Raw genomic sequence first — 17,812 nt, 5'->3', positions numbered from 1 at the left:
TTCTATTCAGATATTCAACCTTCAGACTCATAAATAACATTAAGAGCAATTCCACTTAAAATAAACGAACCTGCAATACCAATAATTGGGGATAGAGATTCACCCAAAATAATCCAACTGAGAAAAGAAGCTCCAATCGTTTCACCAATTACTGCTAATGATACTGTTCTGGCAGATAACTGCTTCATAGCATATGTAAACATAGCATGACCTAATAAACTTGGTCCAAGAGCTAATAATATGAACCATACTAAATCTATAATGGGAAAATCAATGATGTTGTTCCCTAAAATCAGAGAAAAAATTAATAAAAAAATAGAAGAATAAAAGTTAACAAAAAAGACATAAGGAATATTTGGTACAGTATAATTTGCACGCATTCTTCTTCCAATAATAAAATATGCAGCAACCATATTTGCACCAATTAATGCTAGCACCACACCGACGATAAGATTTGAACTAAACTCTCCAGAAAAATATGTCCAAGATATTAGGATCATCCCAATAAAAGTGAATAATACGCCAAGAATTTGGATTTTATTTATTTTTTCTTTAAAAAGGAGGAAGGAAAGTATTATAACCCAAACAGGAGATGTATTTACTACCAGAACCGATATTGCAACAGTTGTATATTCTAAACTTTGAAACCATGTAAAAAAATGCAGGGCAAGAAAAAATCCTGAAATAAAAAAAAACTTCATATATTTTAACTGTAGAATTGCTGAAAAATGTAACCTTACATTCTTAATTAGCAATAAAGGAACAAGAAAAAGAACAGAAAGAAATAATCGCCAAAATGCAGTTACTACAGGTGGAGATTGTGCAAAACGAATGAAAATAGAAGCCCATGATACAAAAAATATCGCGACAAATATACTAACCTTACTTTTCTCACGATATAATTGGTTAAACATAATTCAACATCTTTAAACTTTTCAAATACCAACTCTTCAAATTATTTTTCTGACTAATCTATAAAAACAAATCTGATTATGGTTCCAATAATGCCAATTCCAAAACCCAGAATAGGTGCTCATAAATCTATCTCTACTTCTATTGATCTCTCAATAGATCGTGCTATTAAAAGTACATGTGAATGTCTTCAGATATTTACTCGCCCACCAAGAAGATGGGAAGCTGGAAAAAATACATTATCCAAATCTTCAATAGTTAAATTCATAGAAAAATCTGAAAAAGCTAATTTCTTTGATACAACAATACATATGCCATATCTTCCGAATATTGCGACACCCTCTGAAGAACTTTTTAATAAATCAGTCAAGGTCTTGATTGAAGAAATTACTACTTCAAAAATTTTGAAAATTCCCTATATTGTAACACATCTAGGGAGTCCATTAAAAGAATCGGAATCATTTGCTTTAAATAAAGTTGTTAAGGCACTTGATATAGCCTTGGAATCTAATTCTAATCATGTTTTAATTTTGCTAGAAAATTCAACTGCCAAAAAGCAAAAGTGGGGAACATCTATAGAACAAATGGAGGCTATAATCAAGAAAATTACTCAACCTGAAAAAATTGGAATCTGTTTTGATACAGCTCATGCCTATTCCACAGGATATGATATAAAAAATCCAGAAATTTTGCATGAGATTTTTGACCAGATTGATGAGATTTCACATGATTTGGTAAAAGTAATTCATATTAATGATACCAAAGGAGGATTAGGGTCAGGTATTGATCATCATGAGCACTTAGGCTGTGGTAAAATAGGAAAGGAATGTTTTCGTGAATTGATGCAACACCCAAGATTCCAAAATATTTCAATGATTCTTGAAACTCCTAAAGAAGATGAAAAGAGTGATCAACGAAATCTCGAATTTTTACGGAATTATCGGAAATTAAATTGAATGAGTATTTGAAAAAGGTGAGAAAAATAAAACAATCAATTGAAAATTTAGACCTTGCTTATAGATTCCTCTACCCCCGATTGACTATTATAGTGTCATGTGGTACAATGGAAAAAGCTAACGCATTAACTATTGCTTGGTCAACCCCTTTATCTGTTAATCCTCCTCTAATGGGAATTTCTATAACAAAAAAACGTTTTTCACATCAAATAATTAAAAATCAGGGAGAATTTGTTATAAATATCCCTAATTTTTCCCAAGTAGACTCAGCTTATTATCTAGGCACAATTTCAGGGCGCGAGGATACAAATAAAATCATTAAAGCTGGATTTACACTAGAAAGATCATCTAAAATAGATGCACCTAAGCTAAAAGAATGTCTGATTAATATAGAATGTAAGTTAATTGAAATAGTACCAACAGGTGATCATGATCTTTTCATTGGTGAAGTAATCAATTTAACAATTGAAGAAACCATTAGAAATGACTGGGGAATCGATATACATAAATTTGCTAATATTTATTGGAGACAATCCAAGAGAAAAGACGATATTTTTATTCTTAGTAAAATTAGCTCATCTAGGAAAGAAAATAATGAATAAAGAAAAATTGGAAATCGCTGATCAAGTGATCTATTTTGGTTCTGCACAATCGATGGCTGAAATTCCATCTGAATCGGTTACTCTTATAGTAACATCCCCACCTTATTGGAATGTTCGAGATTATGGAACTTCTCAAATTGGTTTTGGTCAAAGTTACAAGGAGTATATTTCTGATTTAAATCATGTTTGGAGAGAATGTTACAGAGTATTACAACCTAATGGAAAATTTGCCATTAATATTCAACCTCTTCCGATTGCAAGCGATCAGTCAGGGTATAATCGACGTGTTATTCAAAATATAATGTGGGATATAGAACACTTCATGCGAAAAAATAATTTATATCTTTCAGGAATGCATTATTGGTCTAAAATACCCTATATCTCGAATGTTTCATGGGGAAGCTTTCCAAAACCTACAAATATTGCTTCAAATACTGCTTTTGAACAAATTTATGTTTGGGTTAAAAAAGGATCCACCAGAAAAATCTCCAAGGATATTTTAGAAAAAAATCTTTTAACAAAAGAAGAATGGAGACATTGGGCTGTTAGATGCATTTGGGATGATATAGTCCCAGTTTTCAAAATTAATTCAAAGGGAGAAAATATCTTTGGTCATTCTGCTCCATTCCCTGAAGAAATTCCTTATCGATTAATACGAATGCATACTGTTAAAGGAGAGACAGTCCTTGATCCTTTTCTTGGATCTGGTACCACTTTGAAAGTATGTCGTTTAATTGGTAGAAAAGGAATTGGATATGAAATTAATAAGAATTATCGAAACTTGATAAAGAATAGAATAATGGAGGAATGGACACCTGAGTGCATTCAATCACAATATAAAGTTTTTGGGACATCAGATTTTCATGAAATTATGAAATTTCTTATTATTAAACTGAAAAATAATCCGGAAGAAAACTTCAAATCACTCCTAAGCTCGCTACACAGACAATATCCCGAGAAAATTACAAAATCTTGGGTAAAACATTTACTAAGTCAAAAGAAAATATAGAAAAAATTTTAGCTTGAGCTTAACCAATAAATCTCCATTTTTTCTATTTATAATAGTTAGGATTTCTGACTAAATTCTAGGTGATAATAAATTCCTTCTAAATGTTTAAAACAAGTAGTAATCAATTTATTAATGAGTTTTTATTAATTTTTTTAAATTAAAAAAGTCTTTTAAAGCTTAGAGTAAAAATTAGACCATTTATTAGAAAAAAATCCAGTTTTAACAGAGTTTGAAATTTTATTTTTGCCACCTCAACCACCACACTAGTTATACATTTTCTATAATCATGACTAGTTACCACTATCACTTATACAATATATGTGTTCGGTAGGCTAGGAACATCCCCCGTATAGGTCACTAGAACACAAACAAAAAGAAAAACTTTTTAAAGATTGAAGGAAAGAGGGAATTCGCTGAAGAATATTCAGCGCTAAGATAAATTATCTTAGAAACAAATAAAAACTACGGAGAAAAGGTGAAAAGAAAAATGGCCGGATTTGCTTCCGCACGTGTTGAAAAAATCATTCGTGATGCTGGTGCCCGACGGGTTTCCGCAGACGCGATTAACAGACTGAATGAAATTCTTACTGACTATGGTATGGGCTTAGCCAAATACGCAGTCGAAATTGCTCGTCATTCTGGTCGAAAAACCATTAAGGAATCAGACATTAAACTAGCAGCATCCAAATAAATGGATTAAAGCTTTATTTAATGCTGTTTTTCCTCCTCCCTTTTTTTTCTCATGATAATAATATAAAATTATTTTAAATAAATCAAACTTTCAAAAGAGATACTGCCCCTTCATTAATAAATTTTTATATTAATTAGGAAAAAAAATCATGGGATTGAAGTTGATTGCTGCAATTTCAATCTTTCAGATTGTAATTTTTGAATCCGATCGATTTCAGCTAATAAGGTACGAATACTTGTGGGTTTAGTAAAAAATCCAATCGCTCCAGATTCTAATGCTTCCTTCTCGACACGTTTCTCTGCACTAACAAATAATACCTTAGCATCAGGATTTTTCTTAAGAATTTCTTTCATGGCTACCAATCCATCCAGAACAGGCATACGGTAATCCATAATTATTATGTCTGGTTTTATTGGCAATTCTGCGAACTTTTGAATGGCTTCTTTTCCATTAGAAGCATGATCTACTACATCGTGACCTTCCATCATGAGAAGTTTAGTATAGATTAAAATTAGATCACGTTCATCGTCAACTAAAAGGATTCTTGCCATTTGATTTCCTCAGTAATTACAAATAGATTTTTGGGATAGAGGTGCAATTTCATTTTTTGTTTTCAATATCTTATATATCTTGTTAAACAATAAAAAAATCATTTGTTCAAGTTTAATAAATACTCGTATAATAAGGTGTCTTTTTCTTTAAGGAAATAGAATAAATTTATTGATCGTGACTTATTCATCAATTCTTTATTAGGATATTTGCTTAGGTATAAGTCCTAAGAAATTTTTAAGTTAAAGAATAATTTTGGAAAGGGTAGAATAAAAATAGATTGGTTTTAATCGTGAAATTTAAATCCTTTTTAATTCATAATGGCCAAGAGAATGAGATCATAACTCTCAGAAATATTTTAATTATGAAATAACGAAATACCATGGTTTAAAAACCCAGAATTTACTAAAAATAGAGGAATAAATGTTTGATCTATCATCTAGAGAGTCTCAAACAATATTGGTATAAAATGAATTAAAGCAAGTCTAATGCATCTTTAAGTCGATCTTTCTCCTCATCTGTTAATCCAGCCTCACTAGCGATTAAAAGGTCTGCTTCATCAGACAATTGCATTGAAATTTGTAATGATTTTTCTAAATAATAAGCAGCCTTTTCTTCCATCTTTTTAAACTTATAGGCGGCAGAGATGATATAAAGACTCGTAGCAATACCTTTTTTATAACCTATTGCCTCAGTAACTTCTAGAGCTTCTTCAGTAAAATCAAAAGCTTTAATAAAATCTCTCCTCTCCATAGCAAGAACCCAAGCAAGGTTTAATAACGCCTCTGCTATCCCTTTTTTATATTTATGGGCCTTAGCAAGCGCTAAAGATGATGCAGTTATTTCTAGAAAATGTTGGAAGGAATTATTTTTCCAATGTAAAATCCCCAGTTGATTTCGGACGTCTACTTCAGGTTGAATCATGGATAGTTTTTCAGCTTCTACAAGCTTCGATTCTAAAAAACTAATTGCCTTTTGGAAGTTGCCTTCTTCAGCTAGAGATACAGCTTTTTTTATTACCTCACGATATTGTGATAAAACCTCAGAATCGATATCCAGTGCATTTATTTCAGCCATTATATTCACTCTAGCTGCATTAAAGTTAATTTAAACCTTTCTTGTGAGAAAAAGTTTCCTTGTTAAGAAGCTCACGAGAAGTTAGTATTTATCATGATATTTTAAGCCATTCGTTTTTATCTTTTTCTTGATAATGAAGCATAACAAACATTTGTCTAGTATATCCAATAATCTCCTGAATTTTTTTAATAGAAAAATTAAAAATCTTTTGAAAAACATGGAAGCAACTGGGCAATGAAATATAAAGGAAATTTTTATTTAGCTAGTTTTAAATCTCGTCCTAACCGATTTCTTGCATATGTAAAATTATTAACTAGTTTTGAAGGCAATAAAATTTCACAGGTTGTCCAAGCTCATGTCCCTGATCCTGGAAGGCTTGAAGAGTTATTAATTCCTCAAGCAAAAGTAATATTACAAGAAAAAATTAACCCAAAACGAAAAACTAATTTTTCTCTTATAGGAGTTTTACATAATAAAATTTGGGTAAATATTGATTCTCAACTGACAAATGAATTGTTTCAGGCTGAATTTCATAAAATACCAAGGTTTAAAGATTATCATATTTCTAAACCAGAATTTACCTTTAAAAAAAGCCGTTTTGATTTTTTAATGGAAAATTCTATAATTGATAAGAAAATGCTTGTAGAAATTAAGAGTGTTACTCTAGTAAAAGAAGGTATTGCCTTATTTCCTGATGCTCCTACGGTTCGAGGTAAAAAACATGTGAAAGAATTAGTAGAAGCCTTAGAAATTTTTGATTACGCGATTATTATCTTTATAGTGAAAAGAAGTGACGTTTACGCATTTTCACCTAATAAGCAAATTGACCCATATTTTGTAAAAGCTTTACAACAAGCTATGGATCAAAATGTTGAAGTACTTGCATTAAAATGTCACTATGATCCAATTAAGACACAAGAAATAACAATAATGAATGAACTAGAGTTTATTAATGTTGAGTAATAAAATATTTCTTCTCAGCCCAAAGAAAAATATATACTATCAAATTTATTTAAAATTCCAAAGGAGAATGAAGAAGCGATGAGTTAAAGAAATATATTGGTGTTTCAAACACTTAAGTAGCTAATCATTTTTATTACTAATGGTGTTAAAATCATTGGAATGGCAACATGTGATTATTCATGTTGATTTAGATTGTTTTTTCGCCAGTGTTCATATAAAACACCACCCATTCTTAAAAGGTTATCCAGTGATTATTGGAGCTGACCCATCTAACGGAAGAGGAAGAGGAGTCGTTTCAACCTGTTCATATGAAGCAAGAAAATTCGGGCTCCATTCTGCAATGCCAATTTCACAAGCTCATAAGTTATGTCCTGATGGTATATATATTTGTTCAGGTCATCAGATAGGTTTTTCAAATTATCATGAAGAATCAGAGAAAGTTATGACAATACTAGAGAAATATTCAAATAAATTTCAACCAGCAGGAATTGATGAAGCATATTTAGATGTAACAAAAAATTGGAGAAATTATGGAGAGACTCCATATGCTATCGCAAAGGAAATTCAGACATCTATCCGAGAAAATTTATCGCTTCCTGTAAGTATAGGCGTAGCAGAGACGAAATCTATTGCAAAAATAGCTTCAGATTTAGAAAAGCCTGAAGGAATTTCTGTAGTTCATAATTCAGAACTTAATTCAAAAATTTATTATCTTCCAGTAAGAAAAATTATTGGTGTGGGAAAAAAATCAGAAGAAAGAATGAATAAATTAGGTATTAAGACTATTGGAGATATTAATGACATAACAGAACAAAAATTATATAATTTGTTTGGTACTTATGGATTATATTTAAAAAAGGTAGTTTCTGGACAAAATTTTAAAGAAGTAGGAATAATTAGGGGAGAAAGAAAGTCAATAAGCTCAGAAAGAACCTTTAGTATGGATCAACAAGACTGGAAAGTAATAAATATAAAAGTTAAGGAATTAATTGGAAAATTGGTACATCAGTTACATAATTATGACCTTGTAACTAGAACTGTGTCAATTAAAATTCGATTTCAAGGATTTGAAACATATACGCGTAGCTTTTCTTATCAAAATCATCACGCTGATGAAAAAGTAATTCTTCACACTGCTCTTTCCTTATTACAAGAATTCCATTCTAAAACTAAAAAAATTAGGTTAATTGGTGTACGTGTTTCCTCACTAAAGAATAATAGAAGGCAAATGCCTTTAACGATATTCTTCAATTACAAAGGGCGAGAAAATAGTAAGGAAAAATATTCTTTAGATATTTGATAATATTAAAAAAACAAGAAAGCTAAGTTTTTTTATGATTATTCTAAAGGAATGATTAAAAATGGTATACCGCCTTTCTACAATGCGTAATCGTACTAAAATCACCTTTTTCATTATAATTTGGATTTTTTCCGCTCTTTGTGCTGTTTTAGGCACAATTTTTATCTCTACAGCTGTTATACTCCCTCAAACTCCTTATGAAATCCAAGAAAATGAGATAGTATCTCAAATTCGTCAAGAAATGGGTCAATTGATAGGATTTTCTTATTTTAATCCGGATGCTACTACAGCATATTACCAAAATATCACGATTCAATTCAAAGAAGGTCGGTTACAAGCCATAGATATTGGAGGGAATATAATCCCTGATTTTAAATTGTGGAAAGTGGAAGAAAATAGAGAAAATGGAATGGTATTCTATATCCAAGAGACAGGAGTTTTAACATTTCTTCTGTTTAATAATACTGCTTATGAAGTAAAAATTAAGCATCCAGAATTTTTGTGGATTGATCTATTCCCATCTAGAAGATTGTCTATTCGTTATCAGCCTGGAGAAGAATTTTCTATTGTTCAACGTTATTATGATGATGTTGATCAACGTGAAATTGTTTTAAACCGAGGTAACTACTTTATCGTTAAAAATCGTCCTTTTCTTCAATGGATAAGTGAAGTAGTCAATACTATCTGGGAAAACTTCTTTGACCAATTTTCCTATGTTGCACAAACTCTTCTTCAAACAGTTGCCATTGGAGGAGGAGCAGGAATCATTACAGCCTTCGTGTTAATAATAACACGTATCTCACGATTATTTAGTGGAAAGTTTTGGGGATATCTAATCCTGAAAAATCTAAATGGTAAATTAGGAAAAATTATCGGATTAATCCCATTTTTTGACTTCAATGGCGAATTTTTTGTAGAAGAACGCTTTATTGACATAATTGATCTGTCTAGCTCTTGGTCAACTTTTAAAGAACTTTTTCGACAAAGATGGTATGATATGATTTTTTTCCCTACTGCATTAGCTGCTATCATAACAATAATATTTGTACAAAGCTCTAAAAATAATAAACTTATAGCTTTAGTTTGGTCCCCTGTTCTTTCTCCTATTGTATTAATCTTCCTTCTATTATACTTCCCAACTATCTGGGCTTATAACGAAGGAGGATTTAAAAGGATGGAAATAAGTCCCCAAGGGGATATAATTGCTATAAAACCTCTCGGAAAAATCTTAAGAGATGGAATTGGAATTATTGTCGGATTTTCTGGTATTTTATCTCTTGGAGCTTTAGCAACTGAAATCACCCAAAGTGTGGCTGGTCAACCTACAACTACTGGTCAAATTAATGTAGCAGGATTTACATTAGATCTTTTTGGCCTTTTACTCCTTGTCTTGTGGACTATTGGTTTGTTCTTAGTTTTATTGGGATCTATTATTGTTGGAGCATCACTATTAGCAGTTAATTATCTTCAGACCTCTCATTTGAAAAATATTGAATATTTACGAAAACAATCAGACAAAGATAAGCTAATCACTAATTGGGGATCAGTTACCTACCAGTTCACTCCCATGGCTAAAAAAACTATCTATGTTAAGGATGATAAGGAACCATCTCTTTAATTCCCTCTTCTTTTTTTCCAAAACCCTGGAAATTACACATATCCTAAGCTATTTCTTAGAATAAAGTAGAATTACCCGATTCAAATAACTTTGAATCATGAAACATACAATGGTTGAAAAAGAATTACGATACCCAAAAGCTAGTCAACAAATATTCCTTGATAGATGATTGAATTAAAGTATTAGGAGTTTAATTCCATTTGAATAAAACCGATTTATATAATTATTTTAGGTCTAATTATGATTATCTTGATCCTGAGGATTTTTCAGGAATCTTTCGTTTGGTTGTGGATATAGTCGGTAAATTTTTTAATAAGTCACGAGCAGGAATTCTTTTAGGTTTAGTCGAACTCGGATATGATCGGGGAAATTTCATTGGAGGATTCCATAGAGTAGGAACAAACGAAATTTACCTAAATAAGAGTGCTTTACGAATTATGAGAAAAGAGTCAAAATCAGAATTATATAAAGCATATATTTTCCATCTATTGCTCCATGAATATATCCATGCAACAGGAGTGATAGATGAATATAAAACACGAAAATTGACAGAAAATCTATCAATAGCATTATTTGGGAGGCATCACCCAGTTGGGAAAATAGCTATTTTTGGACTGGGATCCTTTTTCCCTTATAATTTTAATCAAGAACAATATTCCCCCTCGCCAACAGAAATCCTGAATCCGGAATACATTCTATTACGCCATCGAGACAGCGAATTAACTTATATCTGAATATTAAGATATCTAAGAACTGTTTCTGCCATTATAGCAGTTCCGAGATAAAGAACTGAATCATCTATGTCAAAATTAGGAGAATGGTGAACTCGAGGAGGAGTCAGTGCTGTACCTAAATAAAACATAGCTCCAGGAATTGATTCAGAATACACAGCAAAATCCTCAGCACCCATTCCTAAGCCACCTAAAAGAATATCTTCTGGAGGAAAGATATTTTTTGCTACTTCCTGTAGTAATTTAACTAGATCTAGGTCATTATTTATTGATGGATATCCTTGAATTATTTTAAGCTCATAATTTCCTTTAAAAGCTTGTGAAATCTGGAAGGCACTCTCTAGATCTTCATGAAGTTGTTTTCGAACCTTTGAACTTAAAGAACGGATTGTCCCAGAGAGAGCAATTACTTCAGGAATTATATTAGGCGCAGTCCCTCCAGAGATCTCACCGATCGATATAACTGCAGGTTCTAATGGATCTATACGACGACTGATTATGCCTTGAATGGTATTAATGACTTGAGCGGTAATAAATGTCGGATCTACTGAATTATGGGGATACGCTCCATGAGCTCCTTTCCCATATATTTTGGCATAAAAAGTATCTACTGCAGCAGAAAAATAACCTGGTTTTATTTGGAATGTTCCTGCTTTTAATTCAGAATGCACATGTTGACTAATAATTGCATCAACACCCTCAAGAACGCCGTCTTTCATCATCGCATCAGCACCTCCAACTCCATCATCATCCTGGCCCTCTTCAAACGGTTGAAAAATATATTTAACAGTCCCTGTTTTAAAATATTTATCAAAACCTTTCAAAATTGTGGCAGTTCCAAGCAACATTGCTACGTGAGCATCATGTCCACACGCATGAGAAATCCCTGGGTTTTGAGAAGCATAGGAGACTTTTTTACCATCTACTAAAGGAAGGGCATCCATATCTGCTCGAAGAGCAATACAAGGTTTTCCATTCCCAAATGTGGCTGTAACACCAGTTCGTCCAATTTTGGTTTGCACTTCTAAACCAAGCTGGGTCAATACTGACACAATTAAATTAGCGGTTTCAGTTTCCTGAAATCCTAACTCGGGATTAGAATGAATATTCCTTCTCCATTGAATTATTTGTTCTGATAATTCTTTGCATTTTTCCAATACTAAATTTGGCAATATAATCCAGTCCTATTTACTCCTCTGTAAATTATATGATGAAAAAGTAAAGAGTTTTAAGCTTATAAAAAATAGTACATTCCTCAAAAAATAACTGGAAATGGAGTAGAAAAATGTGAAAAGACTTGGAGGACTCGCTAAAGGCGCTGGAAAGGAAGCTGTAAAAATTGCTCTTAATTCAGCTGTCGAAGAAATTGTTAAAGAAACAGGAGTGAAAGATTTAGCTAAAGAGAAGATAATAGAAGCGGGAAAGAAAATAATCGGGGATGAATCTATCCCAAATAAAGATAAGATCGAAAAAGAGATCTTAAAAACCCTAATAAAAAGAGAATTAGGACTTTAAAAGGAAAAAAAGGAAGGGAATCTTATTTAATTAAATGAATTTTACTTGTTCTACTGGTATTTTTAAATAAAATTACCAGAAATAGACCCAATAAACCACAGATTCCAGATACACTGAGAAGGAGGGTAGAATTACGGGAAAAACTACCAAACTTTACAATCCAAGAGATTATTAAGTAGAAAGTCGATCCGATCAATGAGATAATAGAATTGAAAGTCGCTCGTTCATCGGAAGCCAAGTTATTCTGCATAATTGATTGAATCAATGGTGTGCGAGAACCACGGGTTATTTGTCCAATAATGGCAACAAAAAGTACTCCAATAATGGTTTGAACTTGAGTAAGGGCAATAAGATAGAGTCCTTCGAGAATTATAAGACTGATAAGAACAATGGTAGAGGTTAACTGAATCACTCTCGATCGAATAATCACTGAAGTGAATGCTGCGCTAACATTAAGTATAGCCATTATAATTCCCATAGCAAATGGATTAATAGCATAATCATTCACAAAAATATGTTGAAATGCCCAAAAACCCACTCTAGCGAATACAAGTCCTGTTAAAGATACAAGTAGTATTAACTGTAAGTATGGTTTCCTTAGTAGAGAATTACATGCTTTTGAAATAGCAGCTCTTGGAGTTCTAGCTCTGACACGAGGTGGTTCAGTGTATCCATACAATACAATTCCACTAAAACTCACATGCCCCATAAATGTTATGAGGATCGGAAGGCGTATTTGAGTAATTAAGGCAATTATTCCACCTATAATAGCACCAATAGCATTACCAACAAATGTAATGATCATTCTATTGGCAACAATACGCCCAAAGATACCATTAGGAGTTCCTGAATGAACTGATAAAGAATCATAAATTAGGGCAGTTTCAGAACCTGTTTTGAAAGAAATGGCTACACCAGCAAGTAATTCAGCAAAAGCAAATACTACAAAGGAATCTCCAACCGCATAAAGAAACATCCCTAAGCCAAATAATAGATGGAATAAAACGATACAACCTTTTCGTGACCAATAATCAGCGAGAGATCCGCTAGGAACTTCTAGAAGGATAATTGGTAATACAAAGATCCCCTGAAGTAACAACATTTCATCAAAATTTAATCCTGCTTCTAACCAGACTAAAACAATCACAGGAGTGATAAGGACAGTTATATCCAATCCAGTGATAAGAAAGATTTTTTCATTTCGATTTAATTGATCTAAAGTGAAGTAACTCCGATCTTTTCTGGACATTCTACTCACTTCTCAGACATCTTCTCATAATTTTTCAACTCAGGTAGATAAATTTAGACCTAAAAAACTCAAAAGGATGGAATCCATAAGATAATGGCATTAAGTATGATTCAGAAGACTATCCTGACGACGATGAGAAAAAAACACGTTTTGGTTGGAGTTTCATTCAAATCTTCAAAAATTTTAGCCAGACACGGTATCAGGAGTAACGAGTGCTGCAAAAATTGTACAATACTGAGCATTCGTACTCATCATCGATATTCCAACCAAAAATTCAAAAATTGAATCCTCTTTTTAAATGTTTAAGATTAGCCAATCCAATTAAGTCATATAACTAGCATAACTTGATGAAGAATAAAAAAGGAACAAGATAGGTTCCCCTATCTTTTTTTCTTATTTCCTCAATCTTGGTTTCATATTTCGTTTTTAACTGATTTTTTCGAGGTTTTAGAAGGCTTTGGTATTACAAGTCCTAATCTTTTTCGATCAGAACGAATTTTTAGATTCGCAATTTCAAAGAAAAACGTAATCAGAAGAATGCACATTAATCTAATTTGAATGAAAATATCCCAAACCCATCCCCAAATTAGAAGATAAAGAAACATCCACAGAAGATAAATACGAGTAAGACCTCTTCCAATCCTTAAAAGCGAACCCTCTTGATCTCTCTGAAAGAGGCTATACATTCCTAAGAAAATTACAATAAATGCATGAATTGTTACTAAAATTAACGCATAATAAATCCATACTGTATATGGTCCTAGTTGTTTTACATATGGAAATCCAACAAGAAAGGAGAGGTCAATAGAAAAAGTAGGTATAACATAATATCCTTCAACATTATTCCCAGTAACCAAAATCACGTACATTATTACAATTTCATAAATTGTTGCTATAAATATTGCTAAAGTTATAGTTATAGCTCTAATAAAAGGATAAAAGACTGTAAAGACATTTTTCAAAAAACGACCAATGGATTTGAAGAAAAAGAACAAAAATCTTGTTAGTCTACCTTTTTTAGATGCAATTAAAGTCGAAGGGGGTTCCTGAACACTTGGAGGACTTGGGGTTGTGCTTTTCACTTTATTTTCTTGTTTACTTAATGGCGAAATCATCTTTTGAAATGAAGGTAGATTTGGTGTAGTTAACTTTTCTGAGGGAATAATCTGAGTTGGTTTACCAAATGAGGTGGGTGAGATGGTAGCATCAATAGGTTTTATTTTCTCTGAGCTCTCAGCACCACTAAGAGTTAAAAGAAAAGCAGCGAAAAGTGTTTTAATCAAAGATCCGTCAGTTTTACTTAAGAATAACTCAGAAAGGAAAAAAAGACTGATAATTAAAAATGCTAGAGGAATATAATCGAAATGACCACCATGCATCCAAGTTATAACACCCATTTGAAGAAGAACTAAACGATTTAACCATAATTGTGGTTGTAATCCTGCTTCAAAAATAGGTCCATGATTAAGAATAGTAGTATTTAATATATGTTTTTGAAATCGGACTATTACTGAGTAAAAAATTGTTAATGCTATAACTCCAATACCAACCTGGTTAAATATGGTTACGTAATACCAAAGACCGGCAATGTCATACCCTGAACGAGTCCAAGTTTGTGAAGAATAAGTTGTGATTGATAAAAATGTGAAGGGAAAGAGCATCATAATCAAAAATAATAGAAAGGTAAATATAAATAGAATACGTTGTGGAATTGTCATATTATAACGGAACCATTCCAAGTTGAGGAATGAAGGTTTATTCTGAGAATCTGATTTATAAGAGGGATTTGTTAGGCTTAAACCAAAATTAGTTATCCAAGGAGCAATCCTTTGGGCCCATAAGACCGAATTCAACTGACGTTCTAATAAAACAAATAATATAATCCAAACTGGTAAGAAAAAAATGTAATAAGGTACATACAACGCTGCTCCTTTGAAAAGAAGAAGAAGAAAGCCAAATCGAGATACCCAGATAATTAGAGCATCATCAATCCGACGATTAAAAGAACGGGTGAAATGAAGCCAAGTCTTAATTCTATGAATCACAATACCTTCCCAAAAAACTAGTAATATACTCGCTATTGTATAAGTTGATAGAAGGTTGTTGGTTAAATAACTGGCTCCATTTACATCTAATATAATTAGTTCAGGATTAATATAATATGGAGCAATGTCGAAGTAGTAACTAAATATGTCTTCGGGACGACTTACAATTAATGAAATAAAAATAAAACTGATGAAGTAAAGAAAGAAAAATCGATAAAAAATGAAGATTAATGATTTACCATATGAATTCGAGATAGATTGAATTAAAACAGAGAAATAATTACGAGCCTGGATACGGGAGTCAGCAATTTTTTCTTGATAGACAGATTTGGGGGGTGTTGATGGATGAGATGTAGCAGAGGAAGCTTTTGAAAGATTTAGTTTATCAATCATGGGAGATGAAACCCCTATTCTCTTCCAGAAATCCTCACTAGACCCCCCTTCTTCTTGTAACTCCAAAAATGCATCACCAATTTCAGATGGCGACCCACACTCATCAATAGCTTTTAAAACAACATCATAATGCACACGGTCTTCTTCAGATAGCTCCCGACTCCTCAAATGGATAAAATCGTTTATTTCATTAAGGAGGGAATCAATTTCATTGGGGTGTAGATTACCCTTGTTACGGAGATATTCCTCAATACTATCAACATAATTACGAATAAGATGCTTTGCATCTACATCTAATGATTTCATATAATTCACCTTTTACTTGTGTGATTCTTTTCAATTTCATAATAAAGTGATTCAATAATAGCATCATAAGACCCATAGATTTGCATCATTTGGTCAATAATCTGATCACCAAATGAGGTAACAGTGTACATATTTCTTGAGCTTCCAGTATCTGGATCATAAGCGAGATTGGCTGAAATAAGCCCATCTTTCTCCATTCGTCCCAATAAAGGATAAATGGTGCCTGCTTTTATTGTTTTAATTCCTGTATCCTGAATTAATTTAATTAAACCATAACCATGGGCTTCAGGAGTTCGTAAGCGGATGAACATGAGTATCATGAGCTGAAGAAGACCACGACGGAGATCTTTCTCCCACCGATTAAGGAGTGTAACAACATCATAGAAACTATCACTTTGAGACTCTTCATGACCCAATAGAAGTTTACTCCTGAGGTTAAAGTTTTTCTTTTCAATTGTACTCTCTTGTTAGTTAGACTAACACATGTTTGTATGACTAACATATCCTACTAATAAACTTATCATTGAGGCAATTGAAATCTCTCCATACTCCTTTAATCTAAGTACTAAAACATAAAACCACGCTAATTTTCAAAAGGAGTTAACAAAATTAAGAACAGATTAAAGAGTTTTTCATGGAATTTGAATATCTAGGATAAAAGGTTCAAACATCTTCAATCGGGAAACAACCAAGGCCTGATGAGGCTTTAATTGATAATATTGTTGATACAAATAAGATTTCATTTTTCTATCTGTATCTAAATTGTCTATTAATTCCTTTACCTCTTGTGATTTTACGCCAGGAAATAGGATGAAAATATTGAATAAAGTCCTAGCAGGATAAGAAAGATTCACATAACTCTCTAAAGACAATCCAAAACGTAATCCATAATCATCCCCCCATAAATTAAGAAGACGAAAATGCTCGAAAGTTTCAATATCTTCAACGAATAGGGATTTGTCTAACCAAACAAAAGCATGGGGAATACTTTCTACATGCCCTTCAACGAAGAATTTTCGAATTTGAGTGTTAAGTAATTGCCAGTACTTAATACGAAAGGGTGTGGATAATTCTTTCACCGAAATTATTAATCGTGGATTAACCTGAAACAGATCTATAAGACTTCTACTGTCTATGCTTCCATCTAAAATAGCACGTCCTGTTATTTTATGTAGTGCCCAACTAGACCTCAAAAGGGATTGAATAAAATAATTTTCTTTATAATCATAGATAATATAGAGTATAAATTTAAATTGTTTGACAAACAGGTTGTTAAGTTGCTCTTGAAACTCTGGATACCCCCGTGTATTCCCTAATACTATTAACCCACTCTGAGGATGGGCAAATTTTATTTTTTCCTGCAAAAATTCTATGGGAAGGAACTTTTTCACTCGCAGAGTGGTATTATTCCATCTATTCCAGCTTAAGAGAATAACCTCCAGATTAACTGTACTATTCTGATGAACCACTGAATAACTTTCATTGAGTAAAATTTTTCTGATTTAGGAGGAAATTTTGGTAAAGATCTGCTTTAGGTGTTTAATTTCTATTATAGCACTTATTAGTTAAAATTTGATTTTTATTGAGTATTTTCAAGTTGAATTTTCGTAACAATTGGCTTCTCTGTATACCGAAGAGTACAAGTTACAATTTAGTTATAGATAAAGTACCCGGAAAACATAAATGTCTATCTAACCAATTTCTCCGCAATCCTAGAGAAACTCTCCGTATATGAGGATTGAGAGCCTCCTTCACTAATGCAACTTTGAAATCGTTTATCAATAACTTAATATTTTAAATTTCTTTTCTTTAAATATTCTAGTTTTTGTTAAAAGATATGGAACATCCTCTATTAGCATTTATTCATTATTTCTTAATTTTTTTTCTTCTTGTATT

The 17,812-nt window shown here is 32.2% G+C and carries 17 protein-coding genes; 9 read left to right on the top strand and 8 right to left on the bottom strand.

Annotated elements, in window-relative coordinates:
• Positions 1–14 precede the first annotated feature (14 nt).
• Positions 15–914, bottom strand: coding sequence for a DMT family transporter (locus ACWVCY_RS09195; protein WP_455142288.1), 900 nt, complete (start codon positions 912–914; stop codon positions 15–17).
• A gap of 90 nt (positions 915–1,004) precedes the next feature.
• Between ACWVCY_RS09195 and ACWVCY_RS09190 the strand changes: the two genes are divergently transcribed.
• The 4 genes from ACWVCY_RS09190 to ACWVCY_RS09175 all read left to right on the top strand — a co-directional run bounded on the left by ACWVCY_RS09190 (position 1,005) and on the right by ACWVCY_RS09175 (position 4,170).
• On the top strand, positions 1,005–1,868 hold the full coding sequence (locus tag ACWVCY_RS09190) for a deoxyribonuclease IV (protein WP_455142286.1): 864 nt from the start codon (positions 1,005–1,007) through the stop codon (positions 1,866–1,868).
• Entirely contained in the window at positions 1,865–2,470 is a 606-nt protein-coding gene (locus ACWVCY_RS09185) for a flavin reductase family protein (RefSeq protein WP_455142284.1), read from the top strand. The genes ACWVCY_RS09190 and ACWVCY_RS09185 overlap by 4 nt, the downstream gene beginning before the upstream one ends.
• Entirely contained in the window at positions 2,463–3,479 is a 1,017-nt protein-coding gene (locus ACWVCY_RS09180) for a DNA-methyltransferase (RefSeq protein WP_455142282.1), read from the top strand. The genes ACWVCY_RS09185 and ACWVCY_RS09180 overlap by 8 nt, the downstream gene beginning before the upstream one ends.
• 487 nt (positions 3,480–3,966) lie before the next feature.
• Positions 3,967–4,170 (top strand): histone, encoded by a 204-nt coding sequence (locus ACWVCY_RS09175; protein ID WP_455142280.1) that lies wholly within the window; start codon positions 3,967–3,969, stop codon positions 4,168–4,170.
• A 146-nt stretch (positions 4,171–4,316) separates the two neighbouring features.
• Here the strand turns inward: ACWVCY_RS09175 and ACWVCY_RS09170 are convergent, their stop codons facing one another.
• Entirely contained in the window at positions 4,317–4,721 is a 405-nt protein-coding gene (locus ACWVCY_RS09170; protein WP_455142278.1) for a response regulator, read from the bottom strand.
• Positions 4,722–5,193: 472 nt separating this feature from the next.
• Entirely contained in the window at positions 5,194–5,796 is a 603-nt protein-coding gene (locus tag ACWVCY_RS09165) for a hypothetical protein (RefSeq protein WP_455142276.1), read from the bottom strand.
• A gap of 234 nt (positions 5,797–6,030) precedes the next feature.
• Between ACWVCY_RS09165 and sfsA the strand changes: the two genes are divergently transcribed.
• The 4 genes from sfsA (at position 6,031) to ACWVCY_RS09145 (ending at position 10,411) form a co-directional block, all read left to right on the top strand.
• On the top strand, positions 6,031–6,759 hold the full coding sequence (gene sfsA, locus ACWVCY_RS09160; RefSeq protein ID WP_455142274.1) for a DNA/RNA nuclease SfsA: 729 nt from the start codon (positions 6,031–6,033) through the stop codon (positions 6,757–6,759).
• 154 nt (positions 6,760–6,913) lie between these two features.
• A complete protein-coding gene (gene dinB, locus ACWVCY_RS09155; RefSeq protein WP_455142273.1) occupies positions 6,914–8,059 on the top strand; it encodes a DNA polymerase IV in 1,146 nt (381 codons plus the stop codon).
• 61 nt (positions 8,060–8,120) lie between these two features.
• Positions 8,121–9,677 carry a hypothetical protein gene (locus ACWVCY_RS09150; protein WP_455142271.1) on the top strand — a complete coding sequence of 519 codons (1,557 nt, stop codon included), beginning with the start codon at positions 8,121–8,123 and terminating at the stop codon, positions 9,675–9,677.
• 200 nt (positions 9,678–9,877) lie between these two features.
• Positions 9,878–10,411, top strand: coding sequence for a hypothetical protein (locus ACWVCY_RS09145; protein WP_455142270.1), 534 nt, complete (start codon positions 9,878–9,880; stop codon positions 10,409–10,411).
• Here ACWVCY_RS09145 and ACWVCY_RS09140 read toward each other — a convergent pair.
• Entirely contained in the window at positions 10,402–11,580 is a 1,179-nt protein-coding gene (locus ACWVCY_RS09140; RefSeq protein WP_455142268.1) for a M20 metallopeptidase family protein, read from the bottom strand. The two genes, ACWVCY_RS09145 and ACWVCY_RS09140, sit on opposite strands and share 10 nt — an antisense overlap.
• Positions 11,581–11,695: 115 nt before the next feature.
• Between ACWVCY_RS09140 and ACWVCY_RS09135 the strand changes: the two genes are divergently transcribed.
• On the top strand, positions 11,696–11,923 hold the full coding sequence (locus ACWVCY_RS09135; protein ID WP_455142266.1) for a hypothetical protein: 228 nt from the start codon (positions 11,696–11,698) through the stop codon (positions 11,921–11,923).
• A gap of 22 nt (positions 11,924–11,945) precedes the next feature.
• On the opposite strand, the gene ACWVCY_RS09130 is transcribed toward ACWVCY_RS09135, so the two are convergent.
• The 4 genes from ACWVCY_RS09130 to ACWVCY_RS09115 all read right to left on the bottom strand — a co-directional run bounded on the left by ACWVCY_RS09130 (position 11,946) and on the right by ACWVCY_RS09115 (position 17,385).
• Positions 11,946–13,172: an MFS transporter gene (locus ACWVCY_RS09130; RefSeq protein ID WP_455142264.1), complete on the bottom strand. Its 1,227-nt coding sequence runs from the start codon at positions 13,170–13,172 to the stop codon at positions 11,946–11,948.
• Between the two features lie 413 nt (positions 13,173–13,585).
• Positions 13,586–15,916, bottom strand: a complete 2,331-nt coding sequence (locus ACWVCY_RS09125) for a hypothetical protein (RefSeq protein WP_455142263.1) — start codon at positions 15,914–15,916, stop codon at positions 13,586–13,588.
• Between the two features lie 5 nt (positions 15,917–15,921).
• Positions 15,922–16,332, bottom strand: a complete 411-nt coding sequence (locus ACWVCY_RS09120; protein WP_455142261.1) for a PadR family transcriptional regulator — start codon at positions 16,330–16,332, stop codon at positions 15,922–15,924.
• Positions 16,333–16,548: 216 nt separating this feature from the next.
• Positions 16,549–17,385: a hypothetical protein gene (locus ACWVCY_RS09115; RefSeq protein ID WP_455142260.1), complete on the bottom strand. Its 837-nt coding sequence runs from the start codon at positions 17,383–17,385 to the stop codon at positions 16,549–16,551.
• Positions 17,386–17,812: the final 427 nt, after the last annotated feature.

It is taken from the genome of Candidatus Hodarchaeum mangrovi (genome assembly GCF_975850365.1).
The sequence above is the reverse complement of the archived record's forward strand: the minus strand, read 5'-3'. Positions and strand labels throughout refer to the sequence as shown.

Coding starts and splice junctions, on each gene's coding strand:
- ACWVCY_RS09195 (WP_455142288.1), bottom strand. CDS start 914: ATGTTTAACCAATTATATCGTGAGAAAAGTAAGGTTAGTATATTTGTC.
- ACWVCY_RS09190 (WP_455142286.1), top strand. CDS start 1,005: ATGCCAATTCCAAAACCCAGAATAGGTGCTCATAAATCTATCTCTACT.
- ACWVCY_RS09180 (WP_455142282.1), top strand. CDS start 2,463: ATGAATAAAGAAAAATTGGAAATCGCTGATCAAGTGATCTATTTTGGT.
- ACWVCY_RS09175 (WP_455142280.1), top strand. CDS start 3,967: ATGGCCGGATTTGCTTCCGCACGTGTTGAAAAAATCATTCGTGATGCT.
- ACWVCY_RS09170 (WP_455142278.1), bottom strand. CDS start 4,721: ATGGCAAGAATCCTTTTAGTTGACGATGAACGTGATCTAATTTTAATC.
- ACWVCY_RS09165 (WP_455142276.1), bottom strand. CDS start 5,796: ATGGCTGAAATAAATGCACTGGATATCGATTCTGAGGTTTTATCACAA.
- sfsA (WP_455142274.1), top strand. CDS start 6,031: ATGAAATATAAAGGAAATTTTTATTTAGCTAGTTTTAAATCTCGTCCT.
- ACWVCY_RS09150 (WP_455142271.1), top strand. CDS start 8,121: ATGGTATACCGCCTTTCTACAATGCGTAATCGTACTAAAATCACCTTT.
- ACWVCY_RS09130 (WP_455142264.1), bottom strand. CDS start 13,172: ATGTCCAGAAAAGATCGGAGTTACTTCACTTTAGATCAATTAAATCGA.
- ACWVCY_RS09125 (WP_455142263.1), bottom strand. CDS start 15,916: ATGAAATCATTAGATGTAGATGCAAAGCATCTTATTCGTAATTATGTT.